Source organism: Comamonas sp. 7D-2, from assembly GCF_022749555.1.
Lineage (GTDB): Bacteria > Pseudomonadota > Gammaproteobacteria > Burkholderiales > Burkholderiaceae_C > Comamonas > Comamonas thiooxydans.
Genome location: NZ_CP094238.1, coordinates 3632816 through 3649962 on the forward strand (window position 1 = coordinate 3632816; position 17147 = coordinate 3649962).

Here is a 17147-nt window from a genome sequence, read left to right on the forward strand (position 1 = left end):
ATCGGCCGTCTAAGTTATGCCGTTTTTATTTGGTACCCAAGGATTCCACGAGCCAGCAATTAGAGCCAATGCCACCATCCATTCAATCAATGCGTTTTACTTATGAGGCAATGACACCAAGGACTGTCGTTACGCTAATCTAGGCGGGCCATGAACCTTCCATCTCTATACCCGCCTAGCGTCATTACGCATGAGTCATCGCATTTTCCGGATTTGGCCAGCCAGTTGCGATCCCTGCGAGCCGCACTGACTGTCGTGCGTCAAGGCAGCACCATTCGCGCAGCGCAGGCGATGCACCTATCCCAACCAGCTGTTGCAAGGTCAGTGCTGCAGCTTGAGGAGGCCTGCAGGCTTCCGCTTTTCATTCGCGGTGCACGCGGCATGATGCCGACCGCGCTGGGAAACCAGATGGCTGCACGTATCGAGACAATGCTCCAGCATCTTGGCAGCGGAGCCGCCGAAGCTCAGGCAGCATCCGCCCTCACGGCGCGGCGTTCTTCATTGCCTCACCGCTTCGCAGAAGTGGTGCCACCCGGACATTTGCGAGCCTTGCTCGCTATCGCTCACTGCGGCAGCGAGTCGCAGGCTGCCCAGAAGATTGGCGTCACGCAGCCGTCCATTCATGCCGCGCTGCAAGGGCTGGAGGCCAGCCTTGGCCTGCAGCTGTTTTACAAACTCACCTTCGGAACTCGGCTCACACCGTCGGGAGAAGCTCTGCTGCGGCGTGTCAAGCTGGCCTTGGCGGAAATCAGGGATATGGAAAGCGATATCTCGGCCTGGCATGGCCAGATCAAAGGGCGTGTGGTAGTTGGAGTATTGCCGCTGTCCGTGGGTATTTTCTTGCCCGCTGCCGTGGACAGACTCTCCTCAAGCCACCCCGACATTGAGATCAGCATTGTGGACGGCACCTACGAAAGCCTGATGCAAGGCCTTATGAGTGCAGATATTGATGTCATTGCCGGCGCGCTGCGCGCACAAGTGCCAGAGGATGAGGTTCAGCAGCTTGAGCTGTTCGACGACGACCTGGTTGTCGTCGCCCCCAGCGATCACGACAGCCTGCAGCGTGAGCATCTGACGCTTGAGGATCTGCTGCAATGGCAATGGGTCACGCCATTGCCCAACACGCCGGCAGATAGCGCAATGGTCAGGCTGTTCCGCTCGCACGGACTGGAGCCGCCGCGCAGCAATCTGCGAGCGAGCAGCCCGACCATGACGCTGGCCTTCGTGCTGCAGACCGGCAGGCTGGCCCTGGCCTCGCGTGGACAGGCCATGCGGGACAATCATGGTGGCTTGCTGTCCATCTTGCCCGTGGAGCTGCCCTCTACGCGTCGAGGCATAGGCCTGGCGATACGTGCGCAGGGAACCGCCTCACAGAATCTAGATCTGTTCATTCGGGCCTGCCACCAGACCATGGCGGACCTGCCCGCCTAATTGCTTCCCGCTAGCGGAGCATCCAGTCGGCCAGGGCTTTGGACACTTGCTCAGGCTGCTCCATGGTGCTCATGTGACCACTATCCTCGATCACGACCAGCTCTGCTCCGGGGCATAGCTGCTGCATGCGTTCGTGCCGGGACAAAGGACTCCAGAGGTCCTGCCGCCCACAGACCAGCAAGGTCGGACAGTTCAGCGCCTGCAGGACCGCTGTTGCATCGGGCCGACCCAGCAGAGCATCGATCTGTGCAGCAAAGATGGACGGGGTGAAGCGCGCCACCATGTCCAGGACTTCTTCGAACAGCGGAGTGTCAAGACGGCCGGTGTGAACCATGCCTCGCGCCCATTGGGCGCCCATCTCCCGCATGCCGTTCTCGAGCGCCTTGTCCAGCAACGCCTTTCGTTTGGCACGCTCGCTGGCACCAGCCTCGCCAGCCGCTATGGGCTCCATGCCGGTGTCCAGCAAAGCCAGACGCTCCACACGCTGCGGAGCCATCCTGGCGATTTCCAGTGCCACGCGCCCCCCCATCGAATGTCCGGCCAAGGAAAAGCGCTCTGCGCCTACCTCGCTCAGCACCAGGCGCGCCATTTCCTCAATGGAAGCAGCATGGCCATAGGAAGGGCTGATGCTGTCGGCAAAGGAAAGCGCCTTTCTCTGCTCCTGCCAAACCACTTCGTCACAAAGCAAGCCGGGCAAAAATACGATGCAGGGTTTGCTCATGCAGCGCTCTCCAGAATCAGATGGCCGACGGCCGTGTTCGATGCAGGCACATGGTAGAAACGGTGCGCCGCCTTGGGCAGCGGTGCGGGGCCGCCCACATCGGACATGGCGCCGCGCGCAATCAGCCACATCACCAGCTCGATGCCTTCCGAGCCGGCTTCGCGCACGTAGTCGATATGCGGCATCTGCGCCAGACCGTGGGGGTTCTCGATCAGCAGATCCAGGAACTGGTTGTCCCATTCCTTGTTGATCAGGCCCGCGCGCGCACCCTGCAGCTGGTGGCTCATGCCGCCCGTGCCCCAGATATGGACGTTGATGTCCTGGTCGTAGCTCTCCACGGCCTTGCGGATGGCGCGGCCCAGGTTGAAGCAGCGCTGGCCGGTGGGCACGGGATACTGCACCACGTTCACGGCGAAGGGGATCACCGGGCAGGGCCAGGAGCCGGTCTTGGGGTCCTGCTCGCCGCACATCAGCGACAGAGGCACCGTGAGGCCGTGGTCCACGTCCATCTTGTTGACGATGGTCAGGTCGAAGTCCTGCTGGATCACGGACTGGGCAATGTGGCTGGCCAGGTCGGGATGGCCGACCACCTTGGGCACGGGGCGCGGGCCCCAGCCTTCGTCGGCGGGCTGGAATTCCGCAGCCGTGCCGATGGCGAAGGTTGGAATGCAGTCCAGGCTGAAGGCCGTGGCGTGGTCGTTGTAGACCAGGAAGATCACATCGGGCTTGTTGTCCTTCATCCACTGGCGCGAGAAGTCATAGCCCTTGAACAGGGGCGCCCAATAGGCTTCCTGGGTCTTACCCATGTCCATGGCGGCGCCGATGGCAGGCACATGCGAGGTGAAAATGGATGCGGTGATGCGTGCCATCAGGCTTGCCTCCCTGTTTCATTCAGGAATCTGTTGCCCTCTATGCCGCGCCCGCCTGCAAGCATCATCTGGCGGTAATCTTCTTCGCTCATGCCCGTCATGGTCGACACCATGTTCTGTACGCTGATGCCGTCAGTGGCGCCTATCTTTACGAGAAAGTAAATGTTCCCGCCCAGGTCTATGCAGCGATTGAGATCGCGCGCCAGCACGGCCTGCTTCTGCTCCTCAGTCATCGACCACTCGTCGAGATAGGCTCGCTCGTTGGCGCGAAAGCGCTCGCGGTTCTCCGCCTTCATCAGGCTCATGCAGAACTGGTTGAGCCAATAGCCCCTACGGGACTGCTCTGCGTCAAACACCGTGGTACCAGGCACATCAAGATAAGGTTTGTTCAAAGCCATAGATATCAATTTCTGCAGATTCAAAGATCCAGTACCAGCCGTTCACAGCGGGCCCGTGAGCAGCAAGGAGTGAACTGATCGTCAGCGGCTTGCTCCTCAGCGGTCAGATAAGAATCACGGTGATCAATTTGTCCTGATAGAACGCGCGTCAGGCAAGTGCCGCAAACCCCCTGCTCACAGGAAACCATGATCTCCACACCAACGTCCTGCAAAGCCTGTGTCACGCTCTGACCTACCGCGACAGACACGACACGCCCCGAACTTGCGAGTTGCACTTCGAAAGCAGTGTCCTCGCCGCGAGGGCCAACATTGGCTGCCGCAAAAAACTCCCAATGCAATCGCTTTTCGCTCCAGCGCTGCTGGCGCGCAGCGTCCAGCACTGCGTCGATAAACCCCTGGGGACCGCAAACATAGAGATGCGTGTCCGGCAAGGCATCGGCAAGCACGGCTTCTATGTTCAGGCGCCGGGAAGCATCGCCCTCGTCAAAGTACAGTTGCACCTGGTCAGCGAAGGCAGAGTCCACAATACGCTGCTGAAAAGCCATGCGCTGCCTGGAACGACCTGCGTAGTGCATGCGAAAGGAGGCACCAAGTACCGAAAGCCGCTCCGCCATGCACAGGATGGGCGTCACGCCTATGCCCCCGGCCAAGAGCAAGTGGTGCGGCGCATCAGGTTCCAGCGCGAAATGATTTCTAGGCGCGCTGATCTGCAGCACGTCGCCTTCGGCCACAACTTCGTGCACAGCCGATGAGCCTCCACGTGAGGCTGGATCGCGCAACACGGCGATCTGGTAACGATGCGCTTCCGAAGGATCGTTGCACAGCGAATATTGACGAACGATTCCACCGGGAAGGTGTACGTCTATATGTGAGCCAGCCACAAAAGATGGCAAGGTACCGCCATCGATAGCCACCAGCTCAAGGCCACAGATGTCCTGTGCCTCCTGCGTTCGCCGAGCGACTCGAACTTGCAAAAAGCTGCCAGCAGTCATACAGCCTCCGCGCGCTCACGCGTCAGCAAGCGCTCGATGACACGGCGGGACTGGACACCACCTGCATCGATGTTGAGCATCAGCAGCTTACGGTCAGGCCAGCGAATCAGGTTTTCCTGCTGCAGCTCCAGCACCTCCGTGTCCTCGCTGAAGACCTTGCCCTGCCCCTCGCGAATAGAGGCCGTCAAAGCCGCATCCTGTGGCTTGAACTGGCGCGCCATACCCCAGAAATAATGATGCGTGGTTTCGGTTTCCGGGGTAATGAAGTCCACAACGATGGACGAAACCTTTTTGTCTGCTGGCGCACCATGACCGCCATGCCCGGCCAGAGCCACGCCCACCTCGATCATCACGTGGCTGGGTGGCTCGAAATGACAGATCTGCCAACGATCCACGGGCTGGTCATCGGGCAGTCCATTGCCGCGCAAAGCCATGCGCCAAAATGGCGGAGCCTCAGGCAAGCCTTCCATGAAGCGGCTGGTGGTGACATGGTCGCCATCCACCTTGGTCACGCAAGGCGTCTCGTCGATTTCCTTTTGTCCAATCGAGCTGGCATGCACATAAGTTTCGTGCGTCAGATCCATCAGGTTATCAATCATGAGCAAATGACTGGCCTTGATGTGGTAGTAGCCGCCGCCATAGGCCCATTGCGGATTGTCCGCCCAGTAAAGCTCTGGAATCAGCCCGGGGTCGGCCTCCTCCTTGCGGCCTGGCCAGACCCAGACAAAGCTATACCGCTCCACGACTGGAAAGCTGCGGATCTCTGGAAATCCCCGCACGCGCTGGCCTGGCATGGCAATCGTTTTTCCCTCGCAACCCATCTCCAGGCCGTGGTAGCCACAGATCAGCTTTCCCTCGCAGACAAAGCCCAGCGATAGCGGTGCACCGCGGTGAGGACAAAAGTCCTCCACCGCAGCAATTCCCTGCGGGCCACGGTAAAAAGCAATGCGCTCATTGCAAATGGTGCGGCCCAAAGGCTTGTCTTGAGGGATTTCATCAGCCTTGCAGGCGACATACCAAGTGTTCAACAAAAACATAACGGGGTCGTTATCAATAGAGTGGGGAAATACGTGCTTTGAAAGTCAGTGCGCCGCAGCCACCGAACCCCGAAGAACCGCGACTCGGCCCGCGCCTGTGGCGAAAACGGCCATCGCAGCGACAATCAGGGGGACAGCGAAGACGTAGTAGAGCGAAGCAGGCTGCCAGCCGCCATCCAGCAGCAGTCCCGCCATGGTTGGCGCCACGATGGCGCCAATGCGGCCAATACCGATGGCCCACCCCATGCCGGTAGCGCGGACCTGGGCGGGATAGGTGGCAGGCACCAGGCCATAGAGACCAGCCATGGATGCAAACAGAAAAATACCTACACCGACTGCAGCAACAAATGCCCACGCCAGGCTGGTCGAAGCAAGGCCGAACAATGCGGTAAACAGCGCATTGAGCAACAGGCTGCCAATCGCCAGATTGCGCAACTTCGCCCTCACAGCCAGCAGACCGAACAAGCTACCGCCAGCAATGCCCCCCAGGTTCAGCAGCACTCCGCCCGTCACGCCCTGCTGGGCCGACAAACCGGCTTGCACCAGCAATTTGGGTGTCCAGCTCAGCGAGAAATAGACACTGAACATGAGCAGGAAAAAGCCTGCCCACAGCATCAGGGTAGGACGTGCCAAACCATTCTTGAACAGCGCCGCCACCGTATTGCCTTGAACGGCATCGCCGGCCACCGGAGCAGGCAGCTGCGCAAGCGGTGCATGGCCCATGAGCACCATCAAACGATTGAGCTTCTCGAGCGCGTGAACCGGACGGCGGCCCAGCAGGAAATCCACGGATTCGGGCAGACGCCACAGCACGATGGGCAACATCAAGGCTGTCGTCAGGCCGCCAAAAACAAAGACCGAGCGCCAGCCGTAATGTGTCAGCAGCCAAGCGGCCATGAGTCCACCCAGAGTGGCACCGATCGGATAGCCGGTGGCTTGCAACGCGATCGCAGTGCTGCGCCACTTTTGGGACGAGAACTCGGAAGTGATGACCCCCACGCTTGCCAGCATGCCGCCGATGCCGACGCCGGTGATGGCCCGCAGGGCAGCCAGCTCGATATAGCTTCGGGCCATGGCTGACATCAGCATTCCAGCCGAAACCACGACGAGGCACAGCACAATGACAGGCTGCCGACCGCGTCTATCGGCCACGGGGGCGACAAACAGCGAGCCAATGGCCATACCAATCAGCCCGGCACTGAACAACACGCCCAGCTGAGCGCCATTGAGCTTCCATTCAGCCGCAACTGATGATGCAGTAAAAGCCATCACGAGCACATCGAAGCCATCAAGCATGATGAGCAAAATGCAGATGCTTACGGCCAGCCATTGAAACGAGGTCATGGCACCTTCGTCCATGGTCTTGCGAATGTCTTTCATACAGGTCCTTATCAGGAACAGGTTGTCTCCGGAGCTTCGTTATGTCTGCAGCTGTCACGCCGCAGTAACCAGCTTTCTAGTTAGAGCGCCACTGTCTAACTTGCTAAAACAGCGTGGTGAGGCTCGACTGAAAAGTATCTCTATCAGAGTCTGTCAACGCCAATGCACACATTGCGGCAAGCTATGCGTTTTAATGATGACTTTTCTCGCCAACGCAGAAGATCTGACGAGAGATAGTGGGACAGCCTAATGAATCCCCGGGCATGGTCCATTGCTTGTCTTTCACATAAACATGGGGCGTAGGCATACCAAGACCCTGGGAACAGCGCCGCAGGCGTAGGTCTGCCACCGAGAAAGCGGACCTGGTTCGTCAAACCTATGAGCCTGGGATGAGCGTGTCACTCGTGGCTCACCAAGAAGGTGTATCGGCAAGCTTGCTCTTTACCTCGCGAAAGCTTGAGCATGAAGGGCCTCCGACACCAACGCCCTAATGAGTGCTGCCGCTCACACCACCAACTGGAAGCAGTACAACGCAGCACTCAAGGCTCGCGGCTCCTTGACCATCTGGCTGGACAAGACCATGTCTTGGCTTGCCGCTGACAGCGGCAAACGCGGGCACAGCCCGCAGTTCTCGGATGCAGCGATTCAGTTCTGCCTGACCATCAAGAACCTCTTTGGATTAGTCTTGCGGCAGACCACAGGCTTTGTTCCGTCACTACTGGCGCTGTCTGGATTGCTGTGGCCAATTCCCGACTTCAGTACATTGTGTCGCCGCCAACGCCGTCTGGATGTGCAAGTGGCATACCGCTCTAGCGCAGCCGGCCTGCACCGACTGGTTGACTCCACAGGCATCAAGTTCCTTGGCGAAGGCGAGTGGAAGTGCAAAAAGCATCGCCGCCAATGGCGCAAGCTGCACATCGGTATTGATGCGCAAACGCTGCAGTGTTGCCGCAGTTGCGGAGCAAGTTCCTGCCGAGGAGCCGCTGCTGACAGTGACAGGCGATGGGGCTTATGACACGCAGTACGTGCATGCGGCGGTCATTCAGCGCAATGCCACGCCCATCATTCCCCCAAGAAAGAATGCCAAGGTGCGCAAAGGCGATGGCTTTGCGCACCGCAACGCAGCTATCGCCGCATGCAGACGGTTGGGGTGAAGTATCTGGAAACGCTGGAGCGGTTACCAGCGGCGCAGCCCGGTAGAGACCAAGATGAACTGCATCAAACGCCTGGGTGAACGAGTAATGTCACGCACGTTCGAGCGCCAAGTTAACGAACTGCACATTCGAGCCGCCATCCTCAATCGGTCTACTGAACCGGTCTGCCCGCAGACGGTGGCTGTGGCCTAGCCACACCTGGGGTTGGGAAATCTGGCCCTGGGGGTGATATATGCAACAACGCCCTCTCGCTGTCGCGCGTATGAGTTTTTATGGCGGGCGGCTTCACAGACGAAAACGCGGGCTTGCGCGAGCCATGGCGGATTCAGACCGCCCTTCCGCACCCCGAGCTGGCAGCCGCAGAAACACACCAATACAGGTATTAACCCGAATAAAGTCGCTGAAACTAGCTAGAATCGCGCCCATCCCGCGGGAGAGCGGAGCCTTTCGAGGGTTCCCGCCGAAGGCGCAAACTCCCATAATCGCTCAGGCAATAAGTACCGCAGGTGGGTCTGACAGGACCCGGATATCGCCAACTGGAGAGCAGCCCGCAACCACAAGCTGCAGGGCTCACCGAAGGGGCAAGCATGTCCACCGCGAAGGTGCTCATGCGCAACTCTCAGGTAAAAGGACAGCGGGAGAGGCAAGCCGGACACTCCCGCCGATGTGAGTGGCTGGTCTATTTTCAAGTGCCTTCATGCTTCCTTCCGTCTCTTTGCTGGACTCGTTCCAGGCCTCCAACTTCACCGTCATGCTGGTCATCTATCTGGTGGCCATTACCGCCGAAGCCATGTCCGGCGCACTCGCCGCAGGCCGGCGCAATATGGATATCTTCGGCGTCGTCGTCATCGCCTTTGTCACTGCCCTGGGAGGCGGCACCATCCGCGACATGGTGCTGGGCCACTACCCCATCGGCTGGACCCAGCACCCTGAATATGTGTATCTGGTCATCAGCTTCGGTCTGCTGACCACTGTGATTGCACGCCATATGCACAGGCTCAAGCAGGTGTTTTTGCTGCTGGACGCCATGGGACTGATCGCCTTTTCGCTGATCGGCTGCAATACCGCGCTGGAGCTGGGCTACCCCACCATCGTCATCATCATGGCCGGCATGATTACCGGCATCAGCGGCGGCATCTTGCGCGATGTGCTCTGCAACCAGGTCCCCGTGGTGTTCCGCCGCGAGCTGTATGCCAGCGTGTCGCTGTCGGTATGCCTGATGTTCCTGGGCCTGCGCTATCTGGATGTCAGCCCCAATATCAGCACCATCGTGTGTTTTGCCGGCGGTCTGGCCTTCCGTCTGGCCGCCATTCGTTTCAAATGGCGCCTGCCGGTTTTTTCGTACCAGCAGCGCTGGGAGTGATAGAGACTCCCCCTGTGGCGCTGCGCGCCTTCCCCCTCTCTTGCTACGCAGGAGGGAGACGCAGCCATCGCTGCGGGGCGGCCCTTGCTTGGCTGCTCTAACCTAGACTGCGCCATGCATTACCCATGTAGTTTCACTTTCCATGTCTGAACCGATCACATGGATGCCGGATGGCACCCCCTACAACACCCGATTTGGTGATCGCTATCACAGCGAGCTGGGCGGCCTTGACCAGGCCCGCCAGGTTTTTCTCGGTGGCTGCGATCTTCCAGCTGCCTGGGCCGATGCAGCGCAGTGGCGCATTCTGGAAACCGGCTTTGGCTTCGGCCTGAATTTCCTGGTCACCTGGGCGGCATGGAAAGCCGACCTCAGACGCCCGCGCATTCTGCATTTTGTCTCGGTGGAGGCCTACCCTGTCTCGCGCGAGGATCTGCTCGCGTTTTTACCGACCGATGGGGAACTGCGCCCGCTTGGCGAACAACTGGCCGAGCAATGGTGGGGACTGCTGCCCGGCGTGCATCGCCTTTCCTTTGATGACGGCCAGGTGCTGCTGACGCTCCATATAGGCGATGCCAGGACCATGCTGCGCAAGCAGCAGATGACGGCTGACAGCGTATATCTGGATGGCTTCTCTCCCCAGCTCAACCCCGAGATGTGGGATGAAGATGCCATGAAGAACATCGCCCGCCATTGCCGCCGTGGCACGCAGCTTGCCACTTGGTGCGTGGCCGGCCATGTGCGCCAAGCGCTCAAGGCTCAGGGTTTTGACGTCAAGAAGCGCGTTGGCGTGCCGCCCAAGCGCCATAACCTGCATGCAGCCTACAACCCGGCCTGGGAGCCGCGCCATCGCCCTGACGGCCTGCCTGCGCCCGTGGGCCAGGCCGGCCGCTGCCTGGTGCTGGGTGCAGGCCTGGCTGGTGCCGCCGCTGCCGCCAGCCTGGCAAGACGCGGCTGGGAAGTGACGGTGCTGGATGCGGCGGCCGAGCCTGCGGCAGGAGCTTCAGGCCTGCCGGCCGGCTTGTTTTGCCCGCATATTTCGCCCGATGACAGTGTTCTATCGCGCCTGTCCAGAAGCGGCGTACGCACAACGCTACAAAATCTGCAGCAACTGAGCCAAGCGCAAAAGTTGCATCCAGCCCAGGACTGGGCCCATGGCGGCGTGCTGGAGCATGACCTGAACGAGCCCTCCCATCTGCCCAGGTCATGGCTGCAACCCGGCAGCGAGACATTCCCCTGGGGCCTGCACTGGAGTGCGCCTGCGCTGCCGGCTCAGCTGGCTGCGGCAAAGCTGCCTGCAGACAGCCACGCCGTCTGGCATGAGCAGGCTGGCTGGGTACGCCCCGCACAACTGGTGCGCGCGCTGCTGCAAGCCCCCGGGATTCATTGGCAGGGCCATGCCCGAGCTTCACGGCTGGTGCGCGATGAAGTGCGCAACATCTGGCAAGTGCTGGATGCCCGGGGCCAGACCCTGGCCCAAGCCCCCATGCTGGTGCTGGCCCTGGGCCCGGACACCAAGCCCTTGTTGCAAGCCAGCGGCCTGGCAGCAGGGGAGTGGGAGCTGCAAGCCATACGCGGCCAGGTCAGCGTGGCCGAGCATGATGCCGGGACGCTGGCGGCCATGCCGCCCTTCCCCGTCAACGGTCATGGCAACCTGGTGCCGGACTTTCCCTCGGCCAACCAGGCCGGCGCACACCAGTGGATCATGGGATCGACCTTTGAGCGCAATGTGACCGAGCTGCCGCCCACCGCTGCCGACCAGCAGGCCGCCCATGCCAGCAATGGCGAAAAACTGGGCGCTTTGCTGCCCGGATGCAGGCAGGCGCTGAGCTCCTTCTTCGATACGGACCAGCGGCCCGCCACCTGGGCGCGCCTGCGTTGCGCGGCCTATGATCGTCTGCCGCTGGCAGGTCCCGCCGGGCAGTCAGCCACCGATCTACCGGGCCTGTGGGTGCTGACGGGGCTAGGCTCACGCGGGCTGACGCTGTCCATGCTTTGCGGCGAACTGCTGGCGGCACGCCTGCATGGAGAGCCGCTGCCGCTGGATGCCAGGCTGGCTCAGGCCCTGGGTACGCAGCGCCTGTGGAGCCGCGCCCTGCAACAGCCCAGGTAAGCCACTCGCAAAAAAAGCACACAGCGCTTACGGAGAAGCGCTGTGTGCTGTTTCAGGCCTGATTCCGAAGCCGGGTTTATTCGCTGCTTAACGATGCCACGGTGACCAGGGGCTCCAGTTTGGTCGCCAGCACCTTGTCCAGCGTCTTGCCGTCCATGTCCACGACTTCAAAGCGCCAGTCTTCCCACTCCACCACGTCGGCTTCGGTAGGCACGCGGCCCAGCAGCAGCATGATCATGCCGCTCAAGGTGTGATAGCGGCCGCGCTCTTCCTCGGGCACGGTATGCAGGCTCAGGCGGTCCTTGAGTTCGGGCACGGGAATATGGCCGTCCAGCAGCCAGCTGCCGTCTTCGCGCTGCACGGCCCAGCTGGTTTCGGGATCACGCGGCTGGAATTCGCCGGTAATCGCCTCGATCAGGTCCTGCAGCGTGACAATGCCCTGCACCTCGCCGTACTCGTCGATCACAAAGGCCATATGCAGATCGGAGGTACGGAAGTTGTCCAGCAACTCCATGCCGGTAATGGTCTCGGGCACATAGAGGGCAGCCTGCAGAGGCTGGTCCTTGAGCGCCTGCTTGCCCTTGTTGCGCACGGCCTGCGTCAGCCACTGGCGGGCATTGAGCACGCCCACGATATTGTTCATATCGCCACGCACGACCGGGAAGCGCGCGTGGTCGGCCTGTTCGACACGGGCCAGGGTCTCTTCCAGGCTCTCGTCGATATCGAGACAGATGACATCGCTGCGCGGCACCATCAGCGAGCCAATCTGGCGATCGTCCAGACGGAACACATTGCGCACCATGGTGTGCTCCTGCGACTCGATCACGCCGGCCGTGTGGCCTTCCACCAAAATGGCCTGGATTTCCTCTTCGGTCACCACGCTGCCATTGCTTTCCTTGACGCCCAGGACCTTTAGCAGGCCGCGCGTCGATGCCGACAGCAACCAGACAAAGGGTTTGGTGGCCAGGGCCAGAAAGTTGATGGGACGCGAGATCAGGCGCGCCAGGGCCTCGGGATGGGTCTGGCCCAGGCGCTTGGGAACCAGCTCGCCCACGACGATGGAGAAGTAGGTGATCAGCACCACCACCAGGCCGGTGGAGAGGTAGTCGGCATATTTCTGGGTCATGCCCAGGGTGATCAGCCAGTTCTCCAGCGGGCCGGCCAGAGCCGCCTCGCCGACGATGCCGTTGAGCACGCCGATGGAGGTGATACCGATCTGGATGGTGGAGAGGAAACGCGTCGGGTCCTCTCCCAATTTAATAGCAGCTGCCGCGCCGCTGTCGCCCTCATCCACCAGTTTCTGCATGCGGGTCTTGCGGGCGGTAACCAGCGCAATTTCCGACATGGCGAAGACGCCGTTCAGACAGATGAGAGCGAAAAGTATGGCTATTTCCATAGTCAGGCACCCGCTTTCTATCCAGGCGCCTCAATCATTGAACAAGCCTTGATTCTAGAGAATGCCCGGCACAGGGGCGCTCACAAAATGCAAGCGCGCAGAAAGGAAATTGGTTCAGGTGCTCCGTAAGAGCGTTCTGGCAGCCCTTCACATATTCATTCAGATATATATGAAGCACTAAATAATCGTTTGTTTTTATATAAAGCCTCTCTACAGTTCTGACCAACGATCAAAGTGCAATGCCACCCGAGGCAAGGCATCCGCTCCACGGAAGAACTGAAGACATGTATCAATACACCGATTTCGACAAAGCGTTCGTCAAGCAACGCGCCGACCAGTTCCGTGACCAGCTCCAACGCTGGCAGGCAGGCAAGCTCACGGAAGACGACTTCCGCCCGCTGCGTCTGCAAAACGGCTGGTATGTGCAGCGCTACGCCCCCATGCTGCGCGTGGCCGTGCCCTACGGCGAAATCAACTCGGCCCAGATCCGCGTGCTGGCCAAGGTGGCCCGTGAGTACGACGAGCCCGAGGCCGAAGTCTTCAAGCAGGCTCTGGAAGGCCAGGGCAAGCTGGGCACGACCTATCTGCCCAAGAACTGCGCCCACTTCACCACCCGCACCAATGTGCAGTTCAACTGGATTCCGCTGAGCAAGTCCGCCGACGTGATGGATCTGCTGGCCTCCGTGAACCTGCACGGCATCCAGACCAGCGGCAACTGCATCCGCAACACCACCACCGATGCGCTGGCCGGTATCGCACCCGACGAGATCATCGACCCCCGCCCCTACGCAGAAATCCTGCGTCAGTGGACCACGCTGCACCCCGAGTTCGCGTTTCTGCCACGCAAGTTCAAGATCGCCATCACCGGCGCCAGCGAGGACCGCGCCGCCACGGGCTGGCATGACGTGGGCCTGCACATGGTCAAGAACGAAGCCGGCGAGATCGGCTTCAAGGTCTTCGTGGGCGGCGGCATGGGCCGCACGCCCGTGATCGGCACCGTGATCCGCGAGTTCCTGCCCTGGAACCAGATCATGAATTACATCGAGGCCATCGTCCGCGTCTACAACGAGCTGGGCCGCCGCGACAACAAGTACAAGGCCCGTATCAAGATATTGGTCAAGGCCGAAGGCCAGGCCTATATCGACGCCGTGGAAGAAGAATTCCGCCAGATCGTCGAAGTGGACGGTGGCCCTCACACCGTGCCCCAGGCCGAGTTCGATCGCGTGGCCGCCATGTTCACCACGCCCGCTCTGCCCGTGGTGGCCGATGCCGCAGTCGATGAGCAGGCCCTGATTGCCCAGACCGCCAAGGAACCCGCTTTTGCACGCTGGATTGCCCGCAACGTCCACGCCCACCGCGTGGCCGGTTTGCGCGCCGTGACCCTGTCCTTCAAGCGTGTCGGCCAAGCCCCCGGCGATGCGCAAAGCGAACAGCTCGACGCACTGGCTCATCTGGTGGACAAGTTCTCTGCCGGCGAAGCCCGCGTGACGCACGACCAGAACGTGATGCTGCCCTGGGTGCAGGTCGGCCAGCTGCATGCACTGTGGACCGAGGCCAAGGCCCTGGGTCTGGCCAGCACCAATGTGGCGCTGCTCACCGACATGATCGCCTGCCCCGGCGGCGACTTCTGCGCGCTGGCCAATGCCCGCAGCCTGCCGATTGCCGACGCCATCACGGCCCGCTACCAGGATCTGGACGAACTGGACGACATCGGCGAAATCGATCTGCATATCAGCGGTTGCATCAACAGCTGCGGCCACCACCACAGCGGCCATATCGGCATTCTGGGCGTGGATAAGGACGGCAAGGAGTGGTATCAGGTCACGCTGGGCGGCTCCGACGGCTCGACCCTGTCCGGCCAGGCCGTGGCCGGCAAGGTCATCGGCCCCTCGTTCAGCGCAGCCGAAGTGCCCGATGTGATCGAAGCCGTGCTGAGCACCTATCGCGACCTGCGCCAGCCCGGCGAGCACTTCATCGACGCCGTGCGCCGCATCGGCCTGGATCCCTTCAAGGAGGCCGGCAAGGCAGCCCGCCACCCTGTGGAAGCCGAAGAAGAAGCGCTGGCCTGAAGCCATAAGAACAAGGATAGAGTCATGAAAATTCTGGCAAGCAACGAATACCAGGCCCCCACCGAAAGCACCGGCAATGTGCTGGTGCTGGCTAACGATGTGAACGCCCTCGAGGTGAATCTGGACGGCATCGCACAGGTGGATCTGTATTTCCCCAACTTCACCGATGGCCGCGCCTTCAGCCAGGCCTATCTGCTGCGTCGCCGTCTGAAGTTTGCAGGCGACATCCGTGCCACCGGCGATGTGCTGATCGACCAGCTGGTTCAGATGGAGCGCACGGGCTTCAGTAGCGCCGTGCTGCGCGAAGGCGTGGACGCCGCCGATGCCCAGCGCCAGTTCGAGCGCTTTGGCGGTTTCTACCAGGCCGATGCCGTGCACACACAACCCCATTTCGTAGAGGTGCAAGCATGAGCCAGCTCGCCCCCGTAAGCACCCTCGACCTGGATCTGGCACAAATCAATGCCGAACTGGGCCGCGACGCCCAGGCGCTGGTGAACTGGGCCGTGGGCCTGGGTCAGCCCACCATAGTCACAACCAACTTCCGCCCCTTCGAGGCGGTGATCCTGCACATGGTCACGCGCGCCAACCCCGACGTGCCTGTGGTCTGGATGGACAACGGCTACAACACCGAAGCCACCTATCGGTTTGCCGATGCGGTGACCAAGCAGCTTGGGCTCAAGCTCAAGATCTACCTGCCGCTGCGCTCACGTGCCCACCGCGAAGCCGTGGAAGGAGCCACGCCGGCGCTGGACGATCCGCGCCATGCGGCCTTCACAGAAGAAGTGAAGCTGGAGCCCTTTGTCCGCGCCCTGCGCGAAACCGCACCCAAGGTCTGGTTCACCGCCCTGCGCGCCACCGACACCGCTGTGCGAGCACAGATGGAGCCCGTCAGCATCAATCCCGACGGACTGATCAAGGTTGCGCCGCTGCTGCACTGGTCGTCCAAGGAGCTGTACGAATACTGCGAAAAGCACGGCCTGCCCAACAACTTTGACTATGTGGACCCGACCAAGGGTGAGGACAACCGCGAATGCGGACTTCATTTGAGTCACTGACGTGCTCCCCCTGGGCCGCTTTGCGGCTTCCCCCTCTCTCTTCGGGAGGGGGACGGCAGCCTCGCCGCAAGGCGGCTCTTGCTTGCTGCCCCTGGAATTGCAGCGCGCCCGTTTTGTAAGCCGTCGATTTAAAAAGATAGCTGATAGCCCAATATCTATAAGCGCTACAGCATTATTTGATTGGATAAAAAATGAACGCTCGTGTGGATACTTCCGTGTTGAGCCATCTCAGCAACCGCCACCTGGATGCACTGGAAGAAGAAACCATTTTCATCCTGCGCGAAGTGGCCGCCACCTTTGAACGCCCCACCCTGCTGTTTTCGGGCGGCAAGGATTCGCTGGTCATGCTGCGCTGCGCCGAAAAGGCCTTCGGCGCAGGCCGCATTCCCTATCCCTTGCTGATGATCGACACCGGCCACAACTTCCCCGAAGTGACCGATTTCCGCGACCAGCGAGCCAAGGAACTGGGCGCCGAGCTGATCGTGCGCAGCGTGGAAGACTCCATGGCACGCGGCACCGTGCGTCTGGCACACCCCGGCGAATCGCGCAATGTGCACCAGTCGGTGACGCTGCTGGAGGCGATTGACGAGTTCCGCTTCGACGCCCTGATCGGCGGCGCGCGCCGCGACGAGGAAAAGGCCCGCGCCAAGGAGCGCATCTTCAGCCACCGCGACAGCTTCGGCCAGTGGCAGCCCAAGGCCCAGCGCCCCGAACTGTGGACGCTGTTCAACACCCGCATTGCACAGGGCGAGCATTTCCGCGTCTTCCCCATCAGCAACTGGACCGAGCTGGACGTGTGGCAGTACATCGCCCGTGAAAACATCGCCCTGCCATCGATCTACTACACCCACAAGCGCGATGTGGTGGAGCGCAAGGGCCTGCTGGTGCCCGTGACCGAACTGACCCCGCCGCGTGACGGCGAGGAAGTCGTGCAGCGCGATGTGCGCTTCCGTACCGTGGGCGACATCACCTGCACCTGCCCCGTGGAAAGCACGGCAGCAACGGCCGAAGACATCGTGATCGAGACTCTGGCCGCCGAGGTCAGCGAACGTGGCGCGACGCGCATGGACGACAAGACCAGCGAAGCGTCCATGGAAAAGCGCAAGAAAGACGGGTACTTCTAAGGCATCCCCTGAGGCGCTACGCGCCTTCCCCTTCTCTGGAGCTTCGCT

General features: G+C 61.0%; 14 protein-coding genes, 2 pseudogenes and 2 riboswitches. Of the genes and pseudogenes, 9 read left to right on the forward strand and 7 right to left on the reverse strand.

Going from position 1 to position 17147, the window contains the following annotated elements; all coding sequences use genetic code 11:
* The first annotated feature begins 150 nt into the window (after positions 1 to 150).
* On the forward strand, positions 151 to 1431 hold the full coding sequence (locus tag MPZ60_RS16675; RefSeq protein ID WP_034356393.1) for a LysR family transcriptional regulator: 1281 nt from the start codon (positions 151 to 153) through the stop codon (positions 1429 to 1431).
* Between the two features lie 10 nt (positions 1432 to 1441).
* On the opposite strand, the gene MPZ60_RS16680 is transcribed toward MPZ60_RS16675, so the two are convergent.
* From MPZ60_RS16680 to MPZ60_RS16705, 6 genes are read right to left on the reverse strand one after another with little or no spacing between them, the layout of a single operon-like run.
* Positions 1442 to 2152 carry an alpha/beta fold hydrolase gene (locus MPZ60_RS16680; RefSeq protein ID WP_034356396.1) on the reverse strand — a complete coding sequence of 237 codons (711 nt, stop codon included), beginning with the start codon at positions 2150 to 2152 and terminating at the stop codon, positions 1442 to 1444.
* Positions 2149 to 3021, reverse strand: coding sequence for a class III extradiol dioxygenase subunit beta (locus MPZ60_RS16685; RefSeq protein WP_034410850.1), 873 nt, complete (start codon positions 3019 to 3021; stop codon positions 2149 to 2151). The genes MPZ60_RS16680 and MPZ60_RS16685 overlap by 4 nt, the downstream gene beginning before the upstream one ends.
* Positions 3021 to 3419, reverse strand: a complete 399-nt coding sequence (gene ligA / locus MPZ60_RS16690) for a protocatechuate 4,5-dioxygenase subunit alpha (RefSeq protein WP_034358671.1) — start codon at positions 3417 to 3419, stop codon at positions 3021 to 3023. Before ligA ends, MPZ60_RS16685 begins: the two co-directional genes overlap by 1 nt.
* Positions 3420 to 3439: 20 nt before the next feature.
* Entirely contained in the window at positions 3440 to 4411 is a 972-nt protein-coding gene (locus tag MPZ60_RS16695; protein WP_034358673.1) for a PDR/VanB family oxidoreductase, read from the reverse strand.
* Complete coding sequence (locus MPZ60_RS16700; RefSeq protein ID WP_034358675.1) at positions 4408 to 5448, reverse strand: aromatic ring-hydroxylating dioxygenase subunit alpha; 1041 nt, start codon at positions 5446 to 5448, stop codon at positions 4408 to 4410. The genes MPZ60_RS16695 and MPZ60_RS16700 overlap by 4 nt, the downstream gene beginning before the upstream one ends.
* Positions 5449 to 5493: 45 nt before the next feature.
* Positions 5494 to 6828, reverse strand: coding sequence for an MFS transporter (locus MPZ60_RS16705; protein ID WP_034358677.1), 1335 nt, complete (start codon positions 6826 to 6828; stop codon positions 5494 to 5496).
* 305 nt (positions 6829 to 7133) lie between these two features.
* On the opposite strand from MPZ60_RS16705, the pseudogene MPZ60_RS16710 reads away from it, so the two are divergent.
* The 4 genes and pseudogenes from MPZ60_RS16710 to mnmC all read left to right on the forward strand — a co-directional run.
* A pseudogene (locus tag MPZ60_RS16710) lies at positions 7134 to 7307 on the forward strand (transposase); the annotation flags it as partial.
* Positions 7308 to 7318: 11 nt separating this feature from the next.
* Positions 7319 to 8174 (forward strand): annotated as a pseudogene (locus MPZ60_RS16715) (IS5 family transposase).
* Positions 8175 to 8402: 228 nt separating this feature from the next.
* Positions 8403 to 8495: riboswitch (glycine riboswitch) on the forward strand.
* Positions 8496 to 8508: 13 nt separating this feature from the next.
* A riboswitch (glycine riboswitch) is annotated at positions 8509 to 8627 on the forward strand.
* A gap of 52 nt (positions 8628 to 8679) precedes the next feature.
* Complete coding sequence (locus tag MPZ60_RS16720) at positions 8680 to 9345, forward strand: trimeric intracellular cation channel family protein (RefSeq protein WP_003069687.1); 666 nt, start codon at positions 8680 to 8682, stop codon at positions 9343 to 9345.
* 163 nt (positions 9346 to 9508) lie between these two features.
* The gene (mnmC, locus tag MPZ60_RS16725) at positions 9509 to 11455 is read left to right on the forward strand and encodes an FAD-dependent 5-carboxymethylaminomethyl-2-thiouridine(34) oxidoreductase MnmC (protein ID WP_080746226.1); all 1947 of its coding nucleotides are present in this window, start codon (positions 9509 to 9511) and stop codon (positions 11453 to 11455) included.
* Positions 11456 to 11531: 76 nt separating this feature from the next.
* On the opposite strand, the gene MPZ60_RS16730 is transcribed toward mnmC, so the two are convergent.
* A complete protein-coding gene (locus MPZ60_RS16730) occupies positions 11532 to 12851 on the reverse strand; it encodes a hemolysin family protein (protein ID WP_034358682.1) in 1320 nt (439 codons plus the stop codon).
* A gap of 284 nt (positions 12852 to 13135) precedes the next feature.
* Here MPZ60_RS16730 and MPZ60_RS16735 point away from each other — a divergent pair, with 284 nt between their 5' ends.
* The 4 genes from MPZ60_RS16735 to cysD all read left to right on the forward strand — a co-directional run bounded on the left by MPZ60_RS16735 (position 13136) and on the right by cysD (position 17099).
* On the forward strand, positions 13136 to 14920 hold the full coding sequence (locus tag MPZ60_RS16735) for a nitrite/sulfite reductase (protein WP_034358685.1): 1785 nt from the start codon (positions 13136 to 13138) through the stop codon (positions 14918 to 14920).
* A 24-nt stretch (positions 14921 to 14944) separates the two neighbouring features.
* The gene (locus tag MPZ60_RS16740) at positions 14945 to 15331 is read left to right on the forward strand and encodes a DUF934 domain-containing protein (protein WP_034358687.1); all 387 of its coding nucleotides are present in this window, start codon (positions 14945 to 14947) and stop codon (positions 15329 to 15331) included.
* Positions 15328 to 15975, forward strand: a complete 648-nt coding sequence (locus MPZ60_RS16745; RefSeq protein WP_034358689.1) for a phosphoadenosine phosphosulfate reductase family protein — start codon at positions 15328 to 15330, stop codon at positions 15973 to 15975. The genes MPZ60_RS16740 and MPZ60_RS16745 overlap by 4 nt, the downstream gene beginning before the upstream one ends.
* Positions 15976 to 16166: 191 nt before the next feature.
* Positions 16167 to 17099 (forward strand): sulfate adenylyltransferase subunit CysD, encoded by a 933-nt coding sequence (gene cysD, locus MPZ60_RS16750; RefSeq protein ID WP_003080167.1) that lies wholly within the window; start codon positions 16167 to 16169, stop codon positions 17097 to 17099.
* Positions 17100 to 17147 lie beyond the last annotated feature (48 nt).